This window comes from Candidatus Micrarchaeota archaeon (genome assembly GCA_021163225.1).
Taxonomy (GTDB): Archaea; Micrarchaeota; Micrarchaeia; order Anstonellales; family JAGGXE01; genus JAGGXE01.
Map to the genome: position 1 here is coordinate 1 of JAGGXE010000028.1, position 22,844 is coordinate 22,844.

Annotated in this window: 24 protein-coding genes and 1 tRNA gene; 11 read left to right on the top strand and 14 right to left on the bottom strand. The window is 46.7% G+C overall.

Annotated elements, in window-relative coordinates:
* Positions 1-84 precede the first annotated feature (84 nt).
* From mnmA to J7K41_02095, 3 genes are read right to left on the bottom strand one after another with little or no spacing between them, the layout of a single operon-like run.
* A complete protein-coding gene (mnmA, locus tag J7K41_02085; protein ID MCD6549480.1) occupies positions 85-1,224 on the bottom strand; it encodes a tRNA 2-thiouridine(34) synthase MnmA in 1,140 nt (379 codons plus the stop codon).
* Complete coding sequence (locus J7K41_02090; protein MCD6549481.1) at positions 1,209-2,756, bottom strand: tRNA uridine(34) 5-carboxymethylaminomethyl modification radical SAM/GNAT enzyme Elp3; 1,548 nt, start codon at positions 2,754-2,756, stop codon at positions 1,209-1,211. Before J7K41_02090 ends, mnmA begins: the two co-directional genes overlap by 16 nt.
* A 45-nt stretch (positions 2,757-2,801) precedes the next feature.
* Positions 2,802-3,629 carry a hypothetical protein gene (locus J7K41_02095; GenBank protein MCD6549482.1) on the bottom strand — a complete coding sequence of 276 codons (828 nt, stop codon included), beginning with the start codon at positions 3,627-3,629 and terminating at the stop codon, positions 2,802-2,804.
* Positions 3,630-3,701: 72 nt separating this feature from the next.
* Here J7K41_02095 and eno point away from each other — a divergent pair, with 72 nt between their 5' ends.
* Genes eno through J7K41_02115 form a run of 4 tightly spaced genes read left to right on the top strand, consistent with a single transcriptional unit; the run spans position 3,702 to position 6,776 of the window.
* On the top strand, positions 3,702-4,982 hold the full coding sequence (eno, locus tag J7K41_02100; protein ID MCD6549483.1) for a phosphopyruvate hydratase: 1,281 nt from the start codon (positions 3,702-3,704) through the stop codon (positions 4,980-4,982).
* Between the two features lie 6 nt (positions 4,983-4,988).
* Positions 4,989-5,846: a UbiA family prenyltransferase gene (locus J7K41_02105; GenBank protein MCD6549484.1), complete on the top strand. Its 858-nt coding sequence runs from the start codon at positions 4,989-4,991 to the stop codon at positions 5,844-5,846.
* Between the two features lie 37 nt (positions 5,847-5,883).
* A complete protein-coding gene (locus J7K41_02110; protein ID MCD6549485.1) occupies positions 5,884-6,492 on the top strand; it encodes a methyltransferase domain-containing protein in 609 nt (202 codons plus the stop codon).
* Positions 6,489-6,776, top strand: a complete 288-nt coding sequence (locus J7K41_02115; protein MCD6549486.1) for an acylphosphatase — start codon at positions 6,489-6,491, stop codon at positions 6,774-6,776. The genes J7K41_02110 and J7K41_02115 overlap by 4 nt, the downstream gene beginning before the upstream one ends.
* Here J7K41_02115 and J7K41_02120 read toward each other — a convergent pair.
* From J7K41_02120 to J7K41_02145, 6 genes are all read right to left on the bottom strand, one after another.
* Positions 6,735-7,721: a hypothetical protein gene (locus tag J7K41_02120; protein MCD6549487.1), complete on the bottom strand. Its 987-nt coding sequence runs from the start codon at positions 7,719-7,721 to the stop codon at positions 6,735-6,737. The two genes, J7K41_02115 and J7K41_02120, sit on opposite strands and share 42 nt — an antisense overlap.
* 53 nt (positions 7,722-7,774) lie before the next feature.
* Positions 7,775-7,906: transfer RNA gene (locus J7K41_02125), tRNA-Leu, on the bottom strand.
* Positions 7,907-7,963: 57 nt separating this feature from the next.
* Entirely contained in the window at positions 7,964-9,112 is a 1,149-nt protein-coding gene (locus tag J7K41_02130; GenBank protein MCD6549488.1) for a DUF1015 domain-containing protein, read from the bottom strand.
* 67 nt (positions 9,113-9,179) lie between these two features.
* Positions 9,180-9,491 (bottom strand): 30S ribosomal protein S10, encoded by a 312-nt coding sequence (gene rpsJ / locus J7K41_02135; protein ID MCD6549489.1) that lies wholly within the window; start codon positions 9,489-9,491, stop codon positions 9,180-9,182.
* A gap of 16 nt (positions 9,492-9,507) precedes the next feature.
* Complete coding sequence (tuf, locus tag J7K41_02140) at positions 9,508-10,797, bottom strand: translation elongation factor EF-1 subunit alpha (GenBank protein ID MCD6549490.1); 1,290 nt, start codon at positions 10,795-10,797, stop codon at positions 9,508-9,510.
* 176 nt (positions 10,798-10,973) lie between these two features.
* Entirely contained in the window at positions 10,974-12,053 is a 1,080-nt protein-coding gene (locus J7K41_02145; GenBank protein MCD6549491.1) for a hypothetical protein, read from the bottom strand.
* A gap of 81 nt (positions 12,054-12,134) precedes the next feature.
* On the opposite strand from J7K41_02145, the gene J7K41_02150 reads away from it, so the two are divergent.
* A complete protein-coding gene (locus tag J7K41_02150) occupies positions 12,135-14,450 on the top strand; it encodes an SMC family ATPase (GenBank protein ID MCD6549492.1) in 2,316 nt (771 codons plus the stop codon).
* Positions 14,451-14,484: 34 nt separating this feature from the next.
* Here the strand turns inward: J7K41_02150 and J7K41_02155 are convergent, their stop codons facing one another.
* Positions 14,485-14,838: a hypothetical protein gene (locus tag J7K41_02155; GenBank protein ID MCD6549493.1), complete on the bottom strand. Its 354-nt coding sequence runs from the start codon at positions 14,836-14,838 to the stop codon at positions 14,485-14,487.
* Positions 14,839-15,007: 169 nt separating this feature from the next.
* Here J7K41_02155 and J7K41_02160 point away from each other — a divergent pair, with 169 nt between their 5' ends.
* The 4 genes from J7K41_02160 (at position 15,008) to J7K41_02175 (ending at position 17,256) form a co-directional block, all read left to right on the top strand.
* Entirely contained in the window at positions 15,008-15,400 is a 393-nt protein-coding gene (locus J7K41_02160) for a peptidyl-tRNA hydrolase (protein MCD6549494.1), read from the top strand.
* Between the two features lie 72 nt (positions 15,401-15,472).
* Entirely contained in the window at positions 15,473-16,000 is a 528-nt protein-coding gene (locus J7K41_02165) for an adenine phosphoribosyltransferase (GenBank protein ID MCD6549495.1), read from the top strand.
* A gap of 15 nt (positions 16,001-16,015) precedes the next feature.
* Positions 16,016-16,795, top strand: a complete 780-nt coding sequence (gene mtnP / locus J7K41_02170) for an S-methyl-5'-thioadenosine phosphorylase (protein ID MCD6549496.1) — start codon at positions 16,016-16,018, stop codon at positions 16,793-16,795.
* Entirely contained in the window at positions 16,792-17,256 is a 465-nt protein-coding gene (locus J7K41_02175; protein ID MCD6549497.1) for a hypothetical protein, read from the top strand. The genes mtnP and J7K41_02175 overlap by 4 nt, the downstream gene beginning before the upstream one ends.
* Here the strand turns inward: J7K41_02175 and J7K41_02180 are convergent.
* The 3 genes from J7K41_02180 to J7K41_02190 form a co-directional block, all read right to left on the bottom strand.
* Positions 17,251-17,973, bottom strand: coding sequence for a hypothetical protein (locus J7K41_02180; protein ID MCD6549498.1), 723 nt, complete (start codon positions 17,971-17,973; stop codon positions 17,251-17,253). The genes J7K41_02175 and J7K41_02180 overlap by 6 nt on opposite strands.
* Before the next feature lie 16 nt (positions 17,974-17,989).
* Positions 17,990-18,595, bottom strand: coding sequence for a TIGR00296 family protein (locus J7K41_02185; GenBank protein ID MCD6549499.1), 606 nt, complete (start codon positions 18,593-18,595; stop codon positions 17,990-17,992).
* A 90-nt stretch (positions 18,596-18,685) separates the two neighbouring features.
* Complete coding sequence (locus tag J7K41_02190) at positions 18,686-19,357, bottom strand: hypothetical protein (protein MCD6549500.1); 672 nt, start codon at positions 19,355-19,357, stop codon at positions 18,686-18,688.
* Between the two features lie 361 nt (positions 19,358-19,718).
* On the opposite strand from J7K41_02190, the gene J7K41_02195 reads away from it, so the two are divergent.
* Positions 19,719-19,910: a hypothetical protein gene (locus J7K41_02195; protein ID MCD6549501.1), complete on the top strand. Its 192-nt coding sequence runs from the start codon at positions 19,719-19,721 to the stop codon at positions 19,908-19,910.
* 2 nt (positions 19,911-19,912) lie between these two features.
* The gene (locus tag J7K41_02200; GenBank protein ID MCD6549502.1) at positions 19,913-21,691 is read left to right on the top strand and encodes a hypothetical protein; all 1,779 of its coding nucleotides are present in this window, start codon (positions 19,913-19,915) and stop codon (positions 21,689-21,691) included.
* Here J7K41_02200 and J7K41_02205 read toward each other — a convergent pair.
* A partial coding sequence (locus J7K41_02205; GenBank protein ID MCD6549503.1) for an MFS transporter occupies positions 21,681-22,844 on the bottom strand: 1,164 nt, incomplete at its 5' end. The genes J7K41_02200 and J7K41_02205 overlap by 11 nt on opposite strands.

The following is a 22,844-nucleotide window of genomic DNA, read 5'->3' on the forward strand; positions in this document are numbered from 1 at the left end:
GCACTCATCTGGATAAGGTAGACACCGACGGATATGCCCAACACCTGTGCAAAGAGATACATCATCAACATCCGCAGTTTTGGGTCATCCAACAATCCATCCACCTCCGAGCAGTATATCATCATTGTAGAACACTGCTAACTGACCAGGTGCCACGGCCCATACCGGACGGTCGCAAACAACCGTTATATAATCATCCCATTGACTCCCATCCGTTACCCGTGCACGGCACTCGTTACGCACAACCGTTGCTGGGATAGGCTCCATCTTATTCCGTATAACTGTTTGAACCTTCATCGGAAACTCGGGTTCGACCAACCAGTTCACATCTTTAACACAGAACTCTCTCTTATAAAGAGCATCGTGTTCCGCCGCAATTACACGGTTTCTCGCCGCATCGATCTCTTTCACATAGTACCTGATTGGACGGTTTATCCCCAACCCTTTCCTCTGTCCGATGGCAAACATAGGTACACCTTTATGAAATCCCAACACAGAACCAGATTCATCGACTATCTTTCCGGACGAAAACGCAGACCTTCTCCTTTTTTTCATGAACTCTATTCTATCACCCTTCAAAAAGCACAGGTCCTGGGATTCGTTCAGGACGGGGCGGACGCCGAAGGCGTCCGCCACCGTCCGAACATCGCGCTTGTGCATATAACCGAGCGGAAAGATCACGTTATCGAACTTCTCCTTAGGAACCATTGCCAACGCGTACGACTGATCCTTAGCGATATCCACACCCCTTTTCACAACCCGGTGGTCACCTTCGGTCTCCAACCTGACATAATGTCCTGTTGCATAGTAATCAGCATTCAACTCATCGATAGCGTAATCCCGCAGAACACCGAACTTGAACAACCGGTTACACACAACGCAAGGGTTAGGTGTCCTACCCTTCGCATACTCATCGATAAAATACTCAACCACTTCTCTATCAAACTCCTCTTTAACATCGACCACTTCAATCTCTATACCCAACCGGGCAGCCATCCTTCTTCCGATGTCGCCGATACCCGGGAGATGTTCCATCGTCACACCGACCACGTCCGCCCCGGCCCTTTTCAACAGCAACACTACGACTGCGCTGTCCACACCACCGCTCAACCCGACTGCCACCTTTCTACCGCTAACCCTTTCCAGCAAACGGACCAACGTTTCAGGCAACCGACAACCTTCCAACGTTACACCAGTGACCATATCGATCACAACTTCTTCCACATATAGGGACCTTTCAACCTGTAACCCTGGTTCCGGTAATACTCGCGCACACCCACACCGGATATCACAACGATGTCGTTCATACCCCATTCTTCGGTGGCAACACGTTCTGCTTCGGACAGAAGTTTTCTACCCAACCCGGTATGCTGGACCGCACGGTGCACCGTAACGGTTCCCCTGTAACCTATGGGCACTTCGGACCCGTACACATGAAGTTCTCTCACCAACGCGGTGGACTCTGTTATCTCTGGACGGAACGGTTTGTAAGGCATTCTCAACCTAACGAACCCTGCAATGACGTCTCTATCAGTGTCTTCAAAAGATATAAAGACCTCTCTACCGTTGCTTGCCTGATACTCCCTACGGATCAGTTGCAACCTGAGTTTATCGCGATGTTTAACTTCCCTGTACCTGATCTCCCGTATCCGAATACCTTTCCTTCTGCATCGCGACTCCACCAACTCCCTGAGATTACTCTTCTTCACACCGTCAACGATAAGCTTTACAGGGATATCCCGTTGCACGCGCATCACCCTCACGTATTCGGGGATATACCGATAGGCCTCTGAGACCGTTTCAACCGCTGTTTCGGTATCATACGGTTTGTATTCACCCCGTTTCCACATCTCGTACAACTCCGTCCCTTCCATGACCATCGTCGGATATATCTTCAACATGTCCGGCTGAAACCTCTGGTCGCTGAACAGTTGTTTGAAGAACTCCACATCCTGTCCCGGTGTTGTGAACAGTCCCGGCATCATATGGTAACATACCTTGTACCCAGAATCCTTAAGCAACCGGGTAGCCTTCACAACATCATCGACGGTATGACCCCGTTTCACAAGTTCGTAGATCCCGTCATCCAACACCTGGACACCGAGTTCAACCCTTGTAGCACCGTACATTAACATCTCATTGATATGTTTTTCGAAAGACCAATCCGGCCGTGTTTCGATAGTCAACCCAACGACTCTATGCACAGCGGTTTCATTAACGCGTTTCGCGGTTTCAAGGTCCGATGAGACGGTCCCGTTGAACCCGTCGTAACATTCCTTTACAAACCTAAGTTTGTAAGATTCGGACTGAGCCAGGAACGTACCTCCCATGATTATCAACTCGCATTTATCGGTCGGATGTCCGAGTTCCTCGTACTGTCTCAACCGTGCCCGAACCTGCATATACGGGTCGTAATCGTTCTGTATGGCACGCATAGCAGCCGGCTCTTTACCGGTGTAACTCTGTGCCGCGTACTCTCCGCGCGGACAATAGATACACCTGCCGTGGGGACAGGTACTCAAACTCATCACCGCGACCGGTGTCACACCGGACAGGGTACGTGATTTCCTCTTTATCAAAAACGGTCCGTACATCTCTCTTTCTTCCTCGGTGCATGCGGCGAGAAGGTCAGAATTTCGCAACGCCTTCTTAAGCATGAACTTTTTACCTGTTATCCGTTTTGCATCTTCTACGGAATAACCTTCGCTGATCAGACCGATGGCGTACCGTGCAGCCTGATAAGATTCAGAACTCATGTTTTAGATTGTGCAATTTCGGTTATAAAAACGTTCGTGGAAGAATCAGCCGATGAGTCCGCCTATGATTCCCATAAGAGCATGGATCGGTTCTTCGATCAACGGATACATCAACGTACCGTGAGCTGTTGCACGATAATCGGACAACAGGTTCGACCTGACATGGACTTCAACATCACGTTCGTAATGTATCAACGGCGAACTTTGCGATTCAACGATTATGTTCACATCGTAATCTTCGTCTTCCCTACCGACAACCTCATAACCCACGGTCGTCAACGAAGAGGCGGGCACGTATATCTCTTTAGTGAACGACCAATCAGGCATACCTTCAGAACTGATCTTCACGGTATCGGGAGCGTTCCCGGTGTTCCTTATCAACACCTTGATCTGCGCGGGTTGATAGGCACCGACTGTTTGCGAATCCGGTGTAACTGCAATCTTCATTATATCGTGTCTAACACGAACAACAACACTGAAAGTCACGTTACCCAACCCGTCAGCATTGTTCTCATCGATTGCCCGAAGCACAACTGTATAGTTACCCTCAGCGGCATCTTTAGCCGCGGTCACTTCGACCTGTTTAGGCGTACCGTAGAGTTTACTGTTCACACCTTTCCATCCCTCAGGAAGCGACATGACTTCCACATAGTCGTACATACCGCCTTTACCGTATATACCGCCTTCCTTCACCTCAGGGTTCATTACAATCGGTACGGTTTGCCCTGGACCCATGTCACCGATGAAAACCGTATCACCGTCATGCACCCTCACCGCCACTGGTGACAACATATCTATGTAACCCTGCGGATAAACAACAGACACAAACGCAACCATCAACAGGATAAGACCTCTCCTTATCATTATGACCACCAAGAATCAAGATAGTTCTCAACATTTATAAAACTAACATCGGAAGTATTAACGTTTTTCAGAGGTGGTTACATGGTCAAGATCGTAAAAGTTAAGGCACGCGAGATACTGGATTCGCGGGGTAACCCCACCGTCGAGGCAGAGGTAACGGCCGGACGGAAGACGTTCACCGGCTCGGCACCGAGCGGCGCTTCAACAGGGTCGTACGAAGCATTGGAACTGAGAGACGGCGACCCGTCCCGATATCACGGTAAAGGAGTCTTAAAGGCTGTTGAGAACATCAATACAAAGGTGGCAAAGGCTCTCAAAGGGAAACCTGTGGAAACGCTTGCCGAACTCGATAGAACAGTGATAAAACTCGACGGGACGAAGAACAAATCCAATCTGGGTGCCAACGCAACGACTGCCGTTTCCTTCGCTCTTATGAAAGCTGTTGCCCACGCGCACAGGAAAGAGGTGTATGAATATTTAGGCGGTTCAACGTTGCCCGTTCCTTTCCTGAACATCATAAACGGAGGCAAACACGCAGGTAACGGATTATCCATCCAGGAATTCATGGTCGTACCGATCGGTGTGAAAAGTTTCAGGGAAGCTATGGAAAGCGCTTCTGAGATATACCACAGTCTAAAGGAGTATCTGAGAGAGGTTTACGGACGCGAAGCCATAAACGTCGGAGATGAAGGCGGGTTCGCACCGCCTATGAGAACGACACAGGAAGCGTTGGACGCGCTTGTAAAGGTCATCGAGGGTTCGGGATACGGTAGAGAGGTTAAGATAGCGATAGATGCTGCGGCTTCGGAGTTCTACAACAAACATACCAACAGGTATTACATAGACAACAAACAACTTGAACCGTTTGAACTGTTGGAGTATTACACATCGCTCGTCAACACATATCCTATCGTAAGCATAGAAGATCCCTTCCATGAAGACGACTTCGATTCCTTTGCCATACTGACGAAACGACTGAAGAACAGAGCGGAGATAGTAAGCGATGACCTGACCGTGACCAATCCGGACCGTGTAAAAACAGCCATCAAAAAGGGGTCGATGACCACTGTGCTCATCAAAGTAAACCAGATAGGCACCGTTACTGAAACGTTGGACGTTGTTCGCCAATGTTATAGGAAAGGTGTGGGCGTGATGATCTCCCACAGGTCCGGCGAGACCGAGGAAACGATCATAGCGGACCTGGCCGTCGGGTTAAACGCCGGTAAGATCAAATCTGGCGCGCCGGCACGCGGGGAACGTGTGGCAAAATACAATCGGTTGCTCAGGATCGAAGAGAAACTGGGAGACAGATCAGGTTACGGATGGAACAGTGGAAAAAGGGTGTTGCCGGATAAGGTGTGATTTCTCATGTTAGAGAAGATTAAATCGGTATACAAACTCACTCGGTTCGACCACGCAATCCTCATCATGATAGCGGTCCTGATAGGCGAAACATTAACCCTCGGTAAACCGCCTGCGTTGGACTGGAAGTTCATCGTTTCTCTGTGCGCGCCGGCATTTGTTGAGATGGGAGCGTTTGCGCTTAACGATTATCTTGACCGCGAATCCGACCGTATCAATAAGAGGTACGACAGACCGTTGGTTACCGGAGAGATCAGTGAAGAAACGGCAGTACGGGTAACGTTCGTTTCGTTCTTCCTAGCGATTACCGTTGCTGCGCTGTTACCTGACCCGGCCATGTGGACGGTGTGGTTGTTCGCATTCTTCTCATTACTCTACGATGTTAAACTCAAAGACATCCCATTATGCGGGAACATATTCATAGGGACGAGTATGGGGATACCGTTCATCTTCGGTAACCTTGTGTACACGGACAAAATACTTCAAGTAAACGTCATCTTATTCGTAATCGCATTGACCATAGGTGTGGCAAGGGAGATAACAAAATCTATCGAAGACATGGAAGGAGATGTAAAGGCAAGAGGGTCGAAAACGTTGCCGGTAATCATAGGTAAAGAAAAATCCATACTAACGGTCAAACTCCTGACCTTCGTATTCGTACCGCTCTCGGTCTATCCCTTCCTAACTGTGATGAAGATAGGCATTCTGTCAGGGATAATGTTGGCAACCGCCGAAACACTGATCATATTCGGTACCGTCAGACTGCGTCCGGATAAAAAGAGTTTAAAACAGTACAGGAAACTTTCATTGATAGGAATGTTGACAGGTGTCATAGCGATGCTTTTAACACTTGTAAACCTGTAATCTTTAGGTTATACTGATCACATCTTGCGGTGATAGTATGAGTAAAAGGAAGGAGAAGAAGGAGGTCATCGTCCGTCTTAATCCGTTGCTGAAGAACGCCGTCCGCGGTCCGCAGGTCATCCTACCGAAGGATATGGGACTGATCATAGCGTACACAGGAGTAGGAAGAAACTCACGCGTTGTAGAAGCGGGTTCGGGGTCCGGATACGCTACTGTTATGTTGGCCAACATCTGCAAAAAGGTCTATTCATATGAAACGCGTGAAGAGTTCTTGGAACTGGCCAGAAGGAATGTACAACTCAACGGACTTAACAACGTGGTATTCCGTCATATGGACATCACTAAGGGGATACATGAAAGGAATGTGGATATGGTTCTGTTGGACCTACCAGATGCCTCAGAAGTCATCCCACATGCCTACAGGGCGCTTAAACCGAACGGGTTCGTCGTAGGATACCTGCCGAATGTGGAACAGATGAAAGATTTTTTTCTCCGGGCAAAGGATGCGGGATTCGCTGAAGTGTTCGCACTGGAAGGGATAGTAAGGGAATGGAAGGTTCGTCACTACGGTGTCCGGCCTAACAACAAAGGATTGGTGCATACCGCTTTCCTCGTGTTCTGCAGGAAAGGAGGTGATCGAATATGAAAGGTTACAAGATAACCGTGCACGGTAGGGTTCAGGGTGTAGGGTTCAGATGGTATGCGAAACGTGTTGCCGATACATTGGGCATAGACGGTTCGGTTCGGAACATGGAGGATGGTACAGTGCTCATCAAATGTCTGTGTGACGAAGAGTTGATGAAACAGTTCGTAGAGCGTCTCAAACAGGGTAACACCATGTTCCGTAGAGTGGAACGCGTCGCTGTAGAGGAGGAAGACCCGGATGTGTTAGGGATAGAAAAAGGGCAGGGGTTCGTCATCGTGTTCTAACACTCCTTCTTCGTTACTGTTCGAACCGTAACGGTCTGAAGCACGTTCTTTAAGAGCAAAGTAAAAAAGATGTGCTGACAACTTATCCTTTTCTTGGACAAAATGTTCTACAATGTACGGCCGACCGTATTCATCGTACGCGTACCGTTCAACAGGGTCGATAGGATGCGGCCATCTCTCGATCAGCAAAGAAAGTTCTTCGTACTCACCGTGTTCATGAAGGTCAACGAACCTGGGCACTGAACCAAAGTCTTCGGCAGTTATATGGGACTCGAACAACGATGGAATGTACCGGTTGATCGAAAACAGCATTACTGTATCCGTATGCACATCCAAAATCTCTGCGATCGTACGCTGTACAAAGGTTATTACAGTGCCTCTGTATCCGACGTCAAACAAAAGGATAGGATTACTACCCAGACCCATGGCTTTAAGATATGTCCCAAACGCGCTGTACCTTATATCTACTTTAACATAATACGGGTTGTCGGTCAGTTCTATGTCATCGTCTTCCAAACCTTTATCGTAGAGATACTTGAGTATACCCGTGTAAACCTTTTGACCGAACGGATCGCGGGAAGTCATCATGTACCGTGAAACGTGAACGAGTTTAGGTTTCGGGAGGTCGGAACCATCCATCATCCGCCAGGACACATAGAACGGCCATGCGTCCCTACCCAACATTACAACGTCAGCATCGGGAAACTCTTCCCTACAGTAATCCATAATCTTCTCGGTGATACTGAGGTAAACATCCGAGACCTGATACGCTTTGAAGAATTTACTCTCCAGGACATCAAAATTCTTCTCGATCAATGGTTCGACCCCTTCGAACAGGTCCCTCTTGAGTAATCGAGACGACGCGCGTAATAACGCGCGTCGTCTCTCGAACGGCATCTTCGCAACTTTTTTCCTGACCTTACCGAGCATAACGTCAAAGTCCATGGTATCCACCTTTCTTCTTGAAAGTTCAAAATCGTTCATCAGATTCAAAGGTATGCGGGGGCAGGGATTCGAACCCTGGCAGGCCTGAGCCACAGGGTTTCCCACTCCGTTCGGAAGTTTTCAACCGAGTTTCGGGAACAGGAGACCTAAGCCCTGCCCGTTTGACCAGACTCCGGCACCCCCGCAGTGTACAGTATAATGTTTTATCCGACTATATAAAACATCCGGAAAAAACAAAAAAATCATCTCAAACGATGGAAGACGAGACCTGTCAACAGTTTCGGATCAAACCATGTTGATTTAGGCGGCATATCACGTCCTGCATCTGCCACGCGTTCCAACTCCTCGATAGATGTAGGATGCATCAAAAAGAATACTGCGTTGCCCCGCCTAACATAACCCTCCATGTCTTCCTTGGTAAGTTTACCGCCCACAAAAAAGATGTTGGGATCCCTCCTCGGGTCTTTGATGTTCAACACAGGCGTCAAAAGGTCGTTCTGAAGTATCGACACATCCAGGGATTCCACGCTACCGTCCGGAATCTTTTTAGGTTTGAGCACGTACCACTTGTCCAGATACATCAGTACTTCGTGTTTATCTGGCGATTCCTTATTCGTTTCTTCCACATCAAACCTTTCAGCAATACGGTTGAGGAACTCTTCCCTGCTCATAGGCAACTCACGAATAACCCTGTTGTAAGGTAGTATTCGAACCTCATCATCACTCGCACAATACGCCATCACATATTTGGCTTCGGGGTCATCTTTATGATTTTTGTAGTATTCGGCCGCAGCCGCTATCCTATGATGTCCATCCGCAACATAAAGGTCGATGTCCCTCATAACTTCTCTGACACGGTCAAACTCGGCATCGGTCAACCGCCAAAGTGAATGCTCGTAACCGTACTTGTAGAACCTGACCACCGGTTCCCTCCCTTCAACGCTATCCATAATCCTCTTAAGTTCATCGTTTCTCTTAAATATCAACCACACCAATCCGGTATGACTCTTCGTAGATTCAATATGTTTTATCCGATCCATCAACGGTTTCTCGCGCGTTTTCTCATGGACCTTGACATGACCGGACATATAATCCTCAAGAGACACACACAGTATCAAACCGCGTTGGGTAAACTCTTCGGAAGATTCCCTGTAAAGATAGGCCTGGTGACCGTCGTGCACCATGAGTTCGGAATACGCTCTCTTTATATTCTCCTGTGCCTTCTCGTAGATATCCAACCCCTCACCGGAAGGTAATATGATATGCACCGCAGAATCAGGGTCTGTTCTAAGCTCGCGTAATTCATCCTCTGTGATGACATCGTAAGGTTTTACAGTAAACCGTTCAGGATCCTTCGGCACCCATGCATCAAACCTCTTTACTTCTACCATACAGTACCACCTTCAGAAATAAACATCATAAAACAAAAAACGGAAAACCGAAAAAGAAAAAAAGAGGTTACTCCAACAGGATGTGGACGTAGACCTCATCGGGCACTTTGACCCTCATTATCTGGCGCAGTGTTCTCTCGTCACCCGATATATCGATCAGACGTTGGTGGACCCGCATCTCGTAATGTTCCCATGTCTCTGAACCGTCACCGCAAGGCGACCTTCGGACAGCAACCCTTAACCTTTTAGTCGGAAGGGGAACCGGACCCCTCACCGGCACTCCCGTCAACTCGGCAATCTTCTTGATCTGTTCGCATACGTTATTCAGTTTTTTCGGGTCCTTTGCAATCAGTTTTATCCGCGCCTTACCAGTTGCCATGTCCACCGCCCTGGTTTCACTCCGCTTTGGTAACGTCTAACACAACACCTGCCGCGATGGTCATACCCATATCACGGATAGCAAACCTGCCGAGAGGCGGGAACTCCTGGAACTTCTCCACCACTAACGGTTTGAGGGGTACGACCTTCACCACTGCCACGTCACCGGTCTTGATGAAATCTGGGTTCTTCTCGGCAGTCTGTCCTGTCTTAGGATCCTTCTTCTCCAGGATCTCCACGATCTGGCAAGGTGCCTGTGCAGTGTGGATATGGAACACAGGTGTATAACCTTTACCTATGGCAGTGGGATGCTGGAGGACTACGATCTGCGCAGTAAACTCTTTTGCCACGGTCGGCGGGTTATCAGGGTGACCGACAACGTAACCTCTCTTGATATCTTTCTTATCTATACCTTTGACGTTAAATCCGATGTTATCACCGGGTTTGGCTTCGGACAATTCCTGATGATGCATCTCGATCCTCTTAACCTCTCCCTTGGCACCGCTCGGCATGATAACTATCTGGTCTCCTGGTTTCAGCACACCTGTTTCAACCCTTCCGACAGGAACGGTACCGTGACCGGTAATAGTAAACACGTCCTGGATAGGTATTCTTAAAGGTTTATCGATCGGTTTCGGTGGAACCTCAAACTTGTCAAGGAGTTCGATAAGTGTCGGACCGGTATACCAATCCATCTTATCGCTCTTGTTAACGACGTTATCACCGTAGTACGCTGATATAGGGACAACACCTACCAACCAACCTTTACCTGGTTTCTTCTCGGTGTCGTATCCGATGGTCTTCAGAAGTCCTATCACAGAGGCCTTCACATCCTCAAACTTCACCCTATCGTAATTGACCGTATCCATCTTGTTGATCGCTACGATAATCTGGTTGATACCCAACACCTTGGCCAAGAATGCATGCTCTTTTGTCTGCGGTTGTATGCCTTCCCTTGCAGATACAACCAATACTGCTGCGTCAGCCTGTGAGGCACCGGTAATCATGTTCTTGACGAAGTCCCGGTGACCGGGTGCGTCGATAATCGTGAAATAGTACTTCGGTGTCTGGAACTCCCTGTGAGATACTTCGATCGTTACACCCCGTTCTCTTTCCTGTTTAAGAGTGTCCATAGTGTAAGCGAACTCGAATGTAGGCTTACCGAGTTTCTCCGCTTCCTCTCTCAACCTCTTCAGTTGCTGTTCCGGTATAGATTTTGTATCGAAAAGAATCCTTCCCACTGTAGTAGATTTTCCGTGGTCTATGTGTCCTATAAAGACAAGATTCAGATGCTCCTTTTCAGCCATAGATACACCCCCTCAAAATGTTTGACCTTCCTTTTATCCAAATTTACAGAATACAATTTTTCAGGATTATTATTTTCTAACCAAAGTTTTTAAACCTTTTCTATCAATGTTGCCGCTCGCCGCACTGTGTTTGTAAAATTCGTAAACGCGTTTACCGGTTGCCGATCGATACAGAATTACTTGATACTGAAAACCACCATTCCGTATTTATTAAGCAATCTCAATGCGTTGTCTATGGAAGGTTTCATCGATGAACGTTCTCTTTCAACAACAGTGCGAAGGGAATCGATGTAAGATTTCATGTATGAGGAATTCTCTACGTCTTCGTTTCTATCCAAGATGTCTACAATCCCCGGTGAAAGTTCTTCTCTGCTGAACAACCTCCGCAGGATTACATGGAATGATCCATCCCGGTTCCATTCTGGGATTTCTTCCCTAAGCATCAACAGGTACTCAGATAGGTCAGGTTTAATAACGTTGAAGGCAGGGTCGAATATATAACCTTTAAACTTCCCAGAGGTTATCATAACGACGGTATGTCCAAATTCCACCTTACCAGAATCTTCAAACTTGGGAGGAACAAAGACCAGGATCTCAGTGTCTATACCTATCGATTCCAGATAGGAAGAAAGAAGTATGGACTTTTCATAACATCTACCCTTCTTTTGTTTAACGATGAGCCAGGCGTCCAAATAGTCAGAGTCGGTTATTTGACCGTCATCCAGATAGTAATCTATAAAATCCATGAACCGTTTGATGTTTTGTCCGACGATGAAGTGCATGATCAAAAAACGGGGGTCGCTTCTGATCAGAATTACGTTAGGACTCTCAACGTTGGACCCGAGTTCGTACAACCGTTTGTTGACCGTTCTAAATTCCGTCCTCATTTTATCCAGGGATGGAATGTTAAGAGCAAACCGTTCGTTTACCGCTCTACGTAATCCTTCATACTCCTTGAAATAATCCGATGTGCCACTGTAGGTCCTGTGAGAACCCGTGAAAAGGAACTGAAAAACTCTCCCAGCAAACTCAAAACCGTACCGGTCTTCTACGGATAACCCTCCTGCTAACCGGTCTATCTGTTCGACATCTACCCTATTTTTCAGAGTTCTCTCCGTCGACAACTTAGAGAGGTAAAAGATTGCGCTACCTATCGTCAAAGAGGTTACGGCGATAATGCCCACTCTCTTCAACTTACGTGTCAGACCCTGCCCATTTCCTTTGCACCTTTCACAATCTTTGAAAGATGTATGCATGGTTTAACTGTGTTTATGTGTGTTTATAAATGTTTTTATGTACAAAGGAATAAAAACAGAAGACGCGGATAATATTTCCTAATGATAAAATCGATCTTCTTGAAGAACTGGAGGACACATGAGAATACTGAGTTGACCTTCGTTCCGGGTGTGAACGTACTCATAGGCCAAGTCGGCAGTGGAAAGACAAGCGTCTTAGAAGGTATATCCTTCGCCTTGTACGGGAAGATAAAAAGAACACAGACACCCAACATATCGTTGGGGGAGTATGTACGTGACGGAACCGATGAATGCGTTGTGCGACTAACGTTCATCCATAATGACAAGGAGTACTGCGTAGAAAGAAGGATAAGACGGAGGGGTTCCAGTACATATACAACCGCCATCCTTTATGAGGACGGAAAGATCATCGAAACCAACACGTCCAGAGTTACCGAAAAGATAAAGGAGATATTAAAAGTCGATTTCAACATGTTTACCAATGTAGTGTATTCGGAACAGAACGCTATCGATCATCTCCTCACATTGAGAAAAAGTTCGCGTAAAGAGGAGATGGATAAACTACTCGGATTGGACAGGTTCGAAAAGGCAAGGTCCAACATACGAACGGTTGTACGATATCTGGAAAGCGACATCAGGAGATTAGAATCCGAAGTGAGCGAGGATAAACTCAAAGGTTTGGAACAGAAGATAAACGAACTCAACGAACAGATCAAAGGTGTTCTGGCAAAACGTAAGGAGGTCGAAGAGAAGGTCAAAGATGCGAAAGAAAGGATAAACTCATTGAAACTTCTCCTCGATAAAGAGAAACGGAAACGTGAAGAGTACGAATCCGTGAGGACCAGATTGATAGAGGCAGAAACCAACATCAAGGTTCTGGAATCAAGGCTCAAAGAATGGGTACCTTTCACCGATGCCGATAGGAACCGTCTTTCATCATTAAGAGACCTTCTGAACAAACTGAAGGATGAAGAGAAGAAGATGAACCAACAGATAAGACAGACAATCGGTGAGAGGGAACGTGTCAAGACATCGCTGGAAACGAACAGGAACAACGTAACCAAGATGAACAGGATGAAACAGGAATTGAACAGGTTGTTGGAAGGCAAATCCATCGAGGATATTAAAGAGTCGATCGAAACAGAAAAAAAGGTCATAGAAGACCTGAAGGACAAGGTTTCTCAATCACAGGCCCTGATAAAAGAGCTTGACGAGTCCATAGAGACATTGAAGAAGATATCAAAAGAAGGTAGCGGTAAATGTCCGGTCTGTGGAAGTCCTTTAACAGAAGAGCATATTCGAAGGTTGATAGATGAACGGATGAACACCAGGTCAGGTTTAAATGAAAGGATAGAAACCTACAGGAAGGAAATAGACAACCGTATCAAAAACCTCGAAAAAAACGATTTCAGGTATAACAAAGCCAGAGAACTTTTAATAAAGATTAAAGCGCTGACCGTAGAGGACACGGACAAACTCAAAAAGGAATATGAGAAATTGTCAGATTTGTGCGGTTCCTTAGAAACGCAACTGGAACGTATCAGGAAAGACCTGTCCGAGACCGAAAGAGAGATACGGGAACTGGAATTGAAAGAACAGAAGGATAAGGAGATGAAAAAGGTTAAGGAAACCCTCGTTCAACTGAACACAGAAGTTAAGACACTCAAAGATAAACTCGGTCAACTCGAATTCGACCCTAAGAAGTTGGAAAGCATTGAACATACGTACAACGAAGCGGTACGGAACAAGGTTAAGATGGAGGGAGAACTCAATGTTCTGGATAAAGAGTTGTATTTTCTCAACCAGCAGTTAAAACGCGCAGAAGACGACCTATCCCGCGAAAAGAGGAAGATGGAAGGACTTGCAAAACTGAAGAGGTTGAGGGATGTATCAAAAGTTTTAGAGGCATGCATAATCGAAACACAGGGTATAATGCGCGACCGGTTGATTTCCGCAATCAATCAGGCATTGGAAACGGTTTGGCCGGTTATCTATCCCTACAAAGATTATAAGAAGATACGGATAACTGCAACTAAAGATGATTACAGATGCGAGGTATGTACGGTCAGGGAGGACGGAGAACAATGGCTGGAAGCGGTCGACAGGGCAAGCGGCGGTGAACGGGCTACCATAGGATTGGCGTTGAGGATAGCGTGCGCGATGGTTTTAACACCTTCTTTAAACTGGTTGATACTCGATGAACCGACAACCAATCTCGACGAACTTGTCAAAAAGACGCTCGCCGAAGCATTGATAGAACGCGTCCCAGAAATCGTTGCCCAGACATTCGTCATATCTCATGAGATAGATTTCCTAAACCATGATTTCGATGCGATTTACCGATTCAGCAGAAATAAAGAGAGTAACGACCCGACCGTTTACGAACGTATCAAATAGATAAAAAAAGGAAATAAAAAGAGGGCCTAAAGACTTACTTCTTCGCTGCTATCTCGTATATCCTCTTCAACGCCGGCAGAATCACTGCACCGCTGACGAACGACATGAACATACTCAGCATGCCTTCGAACCAGTTTCCGAGGAAGCTTAACAACACTGTCAGATTGGAAAGCGCTGTTGCACCGACGATCAAACCTATCGAAGCCAGGATGAACCCGTCCACTTCTTTCTCTGTAACGTTCACAAGACCGACGATCAGACCAAGAGCTACAAGAATCGCCATCCACAGGTCGCTGCCAGGCGCTGCTATCCCAACGATTATTGAGATGATGACTCCTGCAAGGAATGCCCAGCTTCCTATCTGTTCCATATCTATACCTTTCGCCATGTTATCACCCGTATTAAACTGAATGAAGAATGTTTAAAAAGGTTTATTTACGGCAAAAGACGAACTCAGTAACGACTTTTTGTGTTGAAAACTTCACAACCGTACAGAAGCCCTCCTCTCCAACAGGGGTGGGAAGGATTTTAAAGATGTGCTGCGGATAGAGGATCATATGTTGGATTGGTTGAAGAGACAGAAAGAGATAAAAAACGCTTCTGTAAAACAGGTCATCGTTGTACGGACGGACCTAAAGATGGGTAAAGGTAAACTTGCCGCTCAGGTGGCGCACGCTGCGGTGGAAGGGTATGTCAAAGTCCTTCGTTTGAATGAGCGGGTAGCGGAGATTTGGTTGAGAGAGGGACAGAAGAAGGTCGTTCTAAAGGCAAAGGATATCGATGAGATCAAAGAACTGTGCACTGAGGCGGATAAGGAAGGTGTGCCGTACGTGCTCATACATGATGCAGGTCTGACACAGGTCCGACCAGGGACATTGACAACGGTCGCATTCGGACCCTGGTACGAAAACATTCTCGATAAGATAACCGGTCACCTCAAACTCTTATAAAGAAAGCAAAACTATTTAAAATCTTTAAAATAAATCTGATTACTGTTTAAGACCCGTTCGGAAGGTGATCGAATGACGAGCGTTGAGGAAAGGTTGAAAGAGATGATTAGGACGATACCAGATTTTCCGAAGCCGGGCATCCATTTCAAGGATATCACACCCCTTCTTAAGGATAGGGAGGCGTTCAGGGAATGTGTCAAACTGATTGCGGGCAGGTACTCAGACGAAAAGGTTGATGTGGTGGCTGCCGCAGAAGCGCGCGGGTTCATACTCGGAGCACCGATAGCGATGGAACTGGGTGCGGGGTTCGTGCCGTTACGTAAACCCGGTAAACTGCCTTACAAAACACTCCGTCAGGAGTACAAACTTGAGTACGGTACGGATGCGTTTGAAATCCATATGGATGCCATCAGACCTGGGGAACGTGTCCTTATAATTGACGACGTGCTCGCGACCGGCGGGACTGCAGAAGCGGTCGCAAACCTCATCAAACGTATGAAGGGAGAGGTTGTCGGGTTCGCGTTTCTCATAGAGATTGAAGGGTTGCACGGGAGAGACAGGTTGAAGGATTACAACGTCTACTCGTTGATAAGATGTTGAAAGAAGGTGTGGGGTATGGGCAGGATAGGAATAATAGGCGGTTCCGGGTTGTACAACGTCGAAGGTATTGAATGGGAGACCGTTGAAGAGATAGATACACCGTTCGGTAAACCGTCCGATGCGGTCAAACTGGGTAATGTGGACGGGAAACCAGTTGCCTTCCTACCAAGACACGGGAACAGACATCAGTATCCTCCCCACGCGGTCAACTACCGTGCCAACCTATGGGCATTGAAACATATCGGTGTGGACAGAGTGCTCGCCTTTTCCGCGGTCGGTTCGTTAAAAGATGAGTATGCCAGGGGTCACGTATGTGTGGTCAGACAATACATGGATTTTACCAAATCACGAAAAAGGACGTTCTACGATAACGAAGCGGTCCATGTAAGCATGGCAGAACCGTACTGCCCAAAACTCAGCAAACTCGCCGTTGAGGTTGCTCATGACCTGGGGATTCCTGTTCATGATGACGTGACGTACGTGTGTATAGAGGGACCTTCGTTCAGTACTAAGGCAGAGAGTTCTATGTACAGACGGTTGGGCGGTGGCGTGATAGGTATGACGGGTTGTCCTGAAACACAACTGGCCCGCGAACTCGGTTTGTGTTACGCGTCGATCACAACCGTCACGGATTACGACTGCTGGAAGGACGAACCGGTAAGCGCTGAGGAGGTTGCACAGACCATGAAGGCAAACGAAAACAACATCAAACGGATCATGATAGAGATGATAAAGAGGTTGCCTGAGGAATGGTCGTGCAGTTGTAAAGATGCGTTGCGAGGTGCCAGGTTATGAACGTGAACCTATCAGCAATCGTTTTGATCTGGATAGCAGTAGGTTCGATTATGACGGTCGGTTGCACTGTTAACCAGGAAACCGCTCCTCCGGAACATCCGGAACAGACGAACGAATCCAAACCCGTGTTCGAATATCTGTACGCGGTCTGTAAAGACCCTTCAAAAGATTACTGCACGGTCATGAACCCTGTGATTGCAGACCTCGAAAAACAGATGGGCGACTACGTAGAATTCAGATGGATCAATCTTACTAAAAGACATACCAACGATACCATAAAACAGATAGAGACGAAATACAAATCAAAAGGCATGTTACCGGGTGTGCCTACATACGTGATAAACGGAAAATACTACACCTACGGAGTGATGGACGAGGAGACGTTGAAGATATGGATCTGTAACACGGTCAGAGAAATCGAGAACAGGACGATACCGCCCTGTGAGAACTATTCCTCATAACACCTCAAACCGATCCTTCTCCTTTTCCACAAGGGTACCGTTCTCGATAAGGAGGTTTACGGCAGTTCTGCACATCCCTTCTTCCAAAGACAAAGAACGCGCCAGGTCCCCGATTGTAGCGCTGCCCTTTGTCTCTATAAAACTGATTATCTTCGGTGCGATGGTAGAGAACGATTCCTTGGTCATCACATAATACCTTTTATCAAACCCGCGCACGCCGATGACCTTACCCGCCCTGATATCCTTTTCAAGAAGTCTGCTTACCGTCTGCGCATCGTGTTCGTTCGTCAGGATCAGGTACCCGGACTTATGAAGTTGGTCTACCAGGGACCCTTCCTTTTCAGAACCCCTAGATTGACCGAGCGATTCCCTGAGGAGAGGATAAACCGTATCACTTATCGCAACCACTCCCTCTTTCGAATACTTGCCTTTTCTGTAAACAGAGACGTACCTTTTTCTGACCAATCTGTCAAATATCTTCCTCTCCTTCTCGGTAAGAACCCTTTGTATAACATCGGGTGTCCTCTGTTCAAACCGTATTCTGTTGATCTTCTTGAGGACATCCATCTCTTCCTCAGATAGCGAGGGGGAAGATTGTTGGTCATTTTTTTCGACCTGATTAAACATAGAACGATAGATACTTCTATCGAGGAGAAGATACATCCCTCTACGCAACCGAATAAGGACGGGATGTTTTATGTCATCAGGAACGTTCATAACAGATTACCCCTACCTATATAAAAAGTCTTTTTCTCACTATCTCACCATTAGGCTCCTTCTCTTCGAATATCTCCCCTTGGAACTTGTAGATCCGTACGTTAGCGCTGAGCCACATGTTTCTCGGTAATCCTGCTTTCATGCACAGGTTTTCTAAAAATTCCTTAGGTGTCCAGTTGTACTCTACAGGGACCTGAGGCAACAGCAGACCAGAAGCCAACCCGTATTCAATGATCAACCCATCCTTACCTATCTTGACATGTTTCGGATACTCGGAAGGGTCGCCGACCTTTATCAATTCCGGAACCGTCAGTACAGTAACCTCAAAAGTAACACTGTCCAACTCCTCCTGTTTCATGGGCGGGAACCGTGGGTCCTCGACCGCCGCGGCAATAGCGTTATCAACCACTGCCCGGGCTAAAGGTTTGTAAGGTCTCGGATAACCTATGCAGCCGCGTAGTTCGTTATCGGGATAGGTGCGTATGGTGACGAACACACCCCGTAACTCGTTGAGTTCGTCTTCATCTTTATCCGGAACGATTCTGGTCCCGTGACTCAGGTATTGTTCTACAGCGCGTCTGCTCAATCTTACCAGATATCTGCCGGTTTCATCGCTGACCATGAATTAGATAAAGATACTATTGTTTAAAAATCTATTGAAAAGATTGTTCGAAAGGTGAAACTGAAAAACAAAAAGGAAGAGAAAAAGGGTTTAGAACAGTTCCTCTAATGTCTTCTTCTTTTTCTTCAGGACGTCTGCGATCGCGTCCTTGGCACCGAGCCCGAAAGCAAGACCTATTGCCAGTCCTACACCCAATGCCAATCCCTGCACCACTGCAGTTACCACGTTGTTAAGCACTATGGCATTCAGGAATTTTACCGAATTCAAAGCAATCGTTACACCGATTATCGCTATCAACACCTCGACAACTATGCCCCATGTCTTGGCCATCGTTATCTTACTCTTCTTTATGTTGTTGCTTACGTATTCACCGATCAGCAGGGTCGCGATGATTATTATCGTTGCCTTGAGAAGTTCTGCAGTCACCAGCATCGCAGAGTGTGTGAACGTCACCAGACCTGGCAGATGGAAGTACTGTGCAGCGCTTACCGCGAACGCCAGAAAAACGAGCACTTCAACAAAGACCTTTGATATCCCTGTGATGGTGAACCCGAGTAATCCCTTGTGAAGGTTGTACTCTTTGATCCTCTTATCTATCTCCAACTTATTTACTGCCCAGGCAGTCAGGATCCCTAGGACCCATGCCACGACCGAACCTATGATCAGGATGACGATCCCTATCCCGACATCTATAGCTCCACTGATCAACCTGTCACCCAGGTACGGATACTGTGTAAGAAGCGTCGATACTATATCTCCCATGTAGCATCACCTCGTAAATCACTAAAACAGCAACTCTTTAAAACCTTTTTATGGCGGATTGTATGGAGGAATGTGTTCCAACAAAAATCCCAAACACACGTACGTGCAAGAAAATACGAAAAAGAAAAAGGAAGATGATTAACATCACTCTTCATCCCAATCCTCTTCTTCATCATCCCAATCAAAATCTTCATCCCAATCCTCTTCTTCATCATCCCAATCAAAATCATCGTCGTCGTACATCCACAACGGTTTCATACATACCACCCTCCCCTTCTTTACGGAAAGGTAACGTGGGAATTTTTTAAGGCATCTTTATAAAAACCTTTCGGTTAACTCATTATAATCGATAGGTGGTTCGATGGTAGAAGTTGTGAAAGGCGATGTTTATAGAGTAGTGATCGAAGCGGTTGTCGGTAACAACGAGGGATTGGCGCATATAGACGGATTCCCAGTCTATGTAAAAGGCGTTTCTAAAGGAGATGTGGGAAAGACATTTAAAGTGGAGGTATTAAGTGTAAAGAAGTATCATTGTACTGCAAGGAAGGTGTGAAAATGGATATAAAGACTTGTCTCGTAATCCTGCTTCTGTTGGGAAGTGCTGTACACGCAGATTTCGAGTTTATCGAAATCATCAACGGTACCGGTATAAACGGGTCAAAACCTTACAAGATATTCGGCAATCCTATAACGGTAACCGTCGGAGATAAGGTGTACGTAGGTGACAGGGATGACGGGATAGTGTACGAGATGGAAGGCAACGAGAAGGATGAAAAGATAGGTAAAGACCAACTTATCGATTTTCATAGCATCGCGTATCTGAACGGTCGGTTGTTCGTATGCTCACCGAGCGACCGCACTGTGTACGTGCGCAAGTCTTCTGTATCGTTGCGCGTCTTTGCAGAAGACAACAGGTTCTATCAGTCACCTTTGTCGATAGCGCACTACAACAACACGTATTACATTCTATCGAACGACAAACGGATATACGTATATGACGAAGATGAATCGTATTTGGACAGCATATCCTTAAGATTCTATCCTGGCGAGTATATATCGTTCAACGATATGACGATTTATAACGGTCTATTCTACATGACCGATACGGCAAACCATAGGATCGATGTATTCCATCCTGACGGAACTTACAAAACAGGGTTTGGAAAGGACCTGTTCGAGGAACCTGCAGGGATATACGCAACATCTGACAGAATCTTTGCAACCGATTCAGAGCTTGGAAAACTCATGGTCTTCGACCCAAACGGACATGTTATAGATTCGGTCTCTTCGGTACCTGTAGATGAGGACACGAACATAACGTTCAAAGAACCTACTGATGTCTGGGTCAACGGCTCATACGTGTATGTAGTAGACCCTGAACTGAAAGGCGTCATCGTCCTCAATTATTCGGACTGGGTGACGGATAAAGCACTACCTATGATAAGTTCGGCAAACCGGTCTGTGTCACGGTTGACAGACCTGATGGGTTCTGCCGAAAGAATAGGCATAGATTGGGACACAAACCTTACCGACCGATTGGTAGAGGCGCAAGTCCTGGTTGAAAAACATGATAGGTCATCGTTGGATTTACTGAACACCGTCATTGAAGAAAGCGATGACGAATATTCAACGTTGTGTAATCTCATAATCAACAGGACAGAAGAGCTTAAATCATACTACGAAAACAGGTTGCGGGCATTACGGAGTTACAAGAACACTACCGAAGCGGATCAACAGATCATCGAACTGACGATCGCCATCGATGAAGGAAGATGTAAGGACGCTGCCGAGATAGCCGCTTCCTTGAACCGATCGATAGAAGAGCTTGAATCTGAGAGACCTGTGGATAACGCAGCCGTCACCGTAGAGGTAGGAAGAGAGAAGTTAGAACGGTTGGAAGATCGGTTGGAACGGGTCAAAGAGATGAATGAATGGTGCAGACAGGACGTAAACCTCTCCGCCGTAGAGATGATGATCATGGTAGCCGAATCAAAGGAGTCTACAGGTCAACCTATCGATAAGGATATCAAAAACATAAACGACACGCTGTCCGAAGTCGAATCCTACCTTAACGAGAAATGTCCCAAGGTCGCAGACGCCCTATCTTTCATCTCGGAAACTGAGGAGAAGATGAAGAATACAACAGAAAACCTGGAACGTTTGGCTTACGCACGCACCATAGTTTATGATGACCCTGACGGTGCGGTTCAGGTATGCGAATCGATACTCGCGGGAGAACCCGACGACATGGTGTCCCTTCTAATCCCAACAGTCCTGATAGTGTTGATAATCGTCCTATCTTACATCTACCTGCACAGACATGTTAAACCTTGAATAGAAGCAGGGCTGCTAACGAGGAAAATGCAGCACCCCATACAAACGTATAGATAGGGTTTATACTCCAGAGCTGACCGGCTATCAAACCGGAAGGTAATGCTGTGATACTTGTCACACCGTGGTATATACCGAACGCTGCACCGCGTGTTTTCTGGTCCGTCAAATCGGATACAAAGGCTCGTTGGTTCGCGTTCACGACCGCGTTAGCGACGCCGTAAAGAACAAACGGTATTATCAGGAAAAATACGTTGTTGACTGTGACGAATGCCAGGATAAAGGTTAAACAACTCAACCCGAACACCGAGTAACCAAAGACAAGGACACGTTTTCTACCGTACCTGTCGGACAGTTCACCCATCGGTTTAGCGAGAAGCGCATACACGACATTGAAGAGCACGTAGTAAGCGGTAGAGAGGACCTCTGACCCGAACATATCTTTCACACCCAAAAGAAAGAACATGTAACTGAAATTGGCAAGCGCAAAAACAAAGGATACAATAACGAAGAGTTTGAACCTTTTCGATACAGGATGATTGTCCTTCTTCCTAAACTTGTGAGGTACTGGCTCTTTAACACGTAACAGAGGGATCAAAGAAAATAAAGAGATGGCTCCGGCTATCAAAAGTATCGTACCCGGAGACAGTGAGAACTGCCAGATTAGGATAAGGGCTAACGTTGACCCTATCACCGCACCGAACGTGTCCAATGCCCTATGGATACCGAACCCTTTACCGTGGGCTCTAGGCATCGATTCTGCAACTATTGCATCACGGGCAGGTGTCCTGACACCTTTACCTACTCTGTCCAAGGACGTAAGAACAAGGGCTACCGGCCAGGTCCTGGAGAACGCAAGCAAGAACTTTGACAACGAAGAAGTAAGGTAACCGGCATAGATAAACGGTTTACGTTTACCCAACCGATCTACCGCATACCCGGAGACGAGTTCCAAAGCGCTTGCAAAGAATTTACGAGACCCAGAAACCAGACCGATCACTATGCTGGATGCACCCAGATTCATAAGAAAGATAGGTAACACGGGACTGATCATCTCACTACTTATATCGTTGACCATGCTTGTTAGACCCAGATAGATAACGTTCCTGCCGAACCGATTTCTTCCGGACACCTTTCCCTTTGACATAGAAGATAA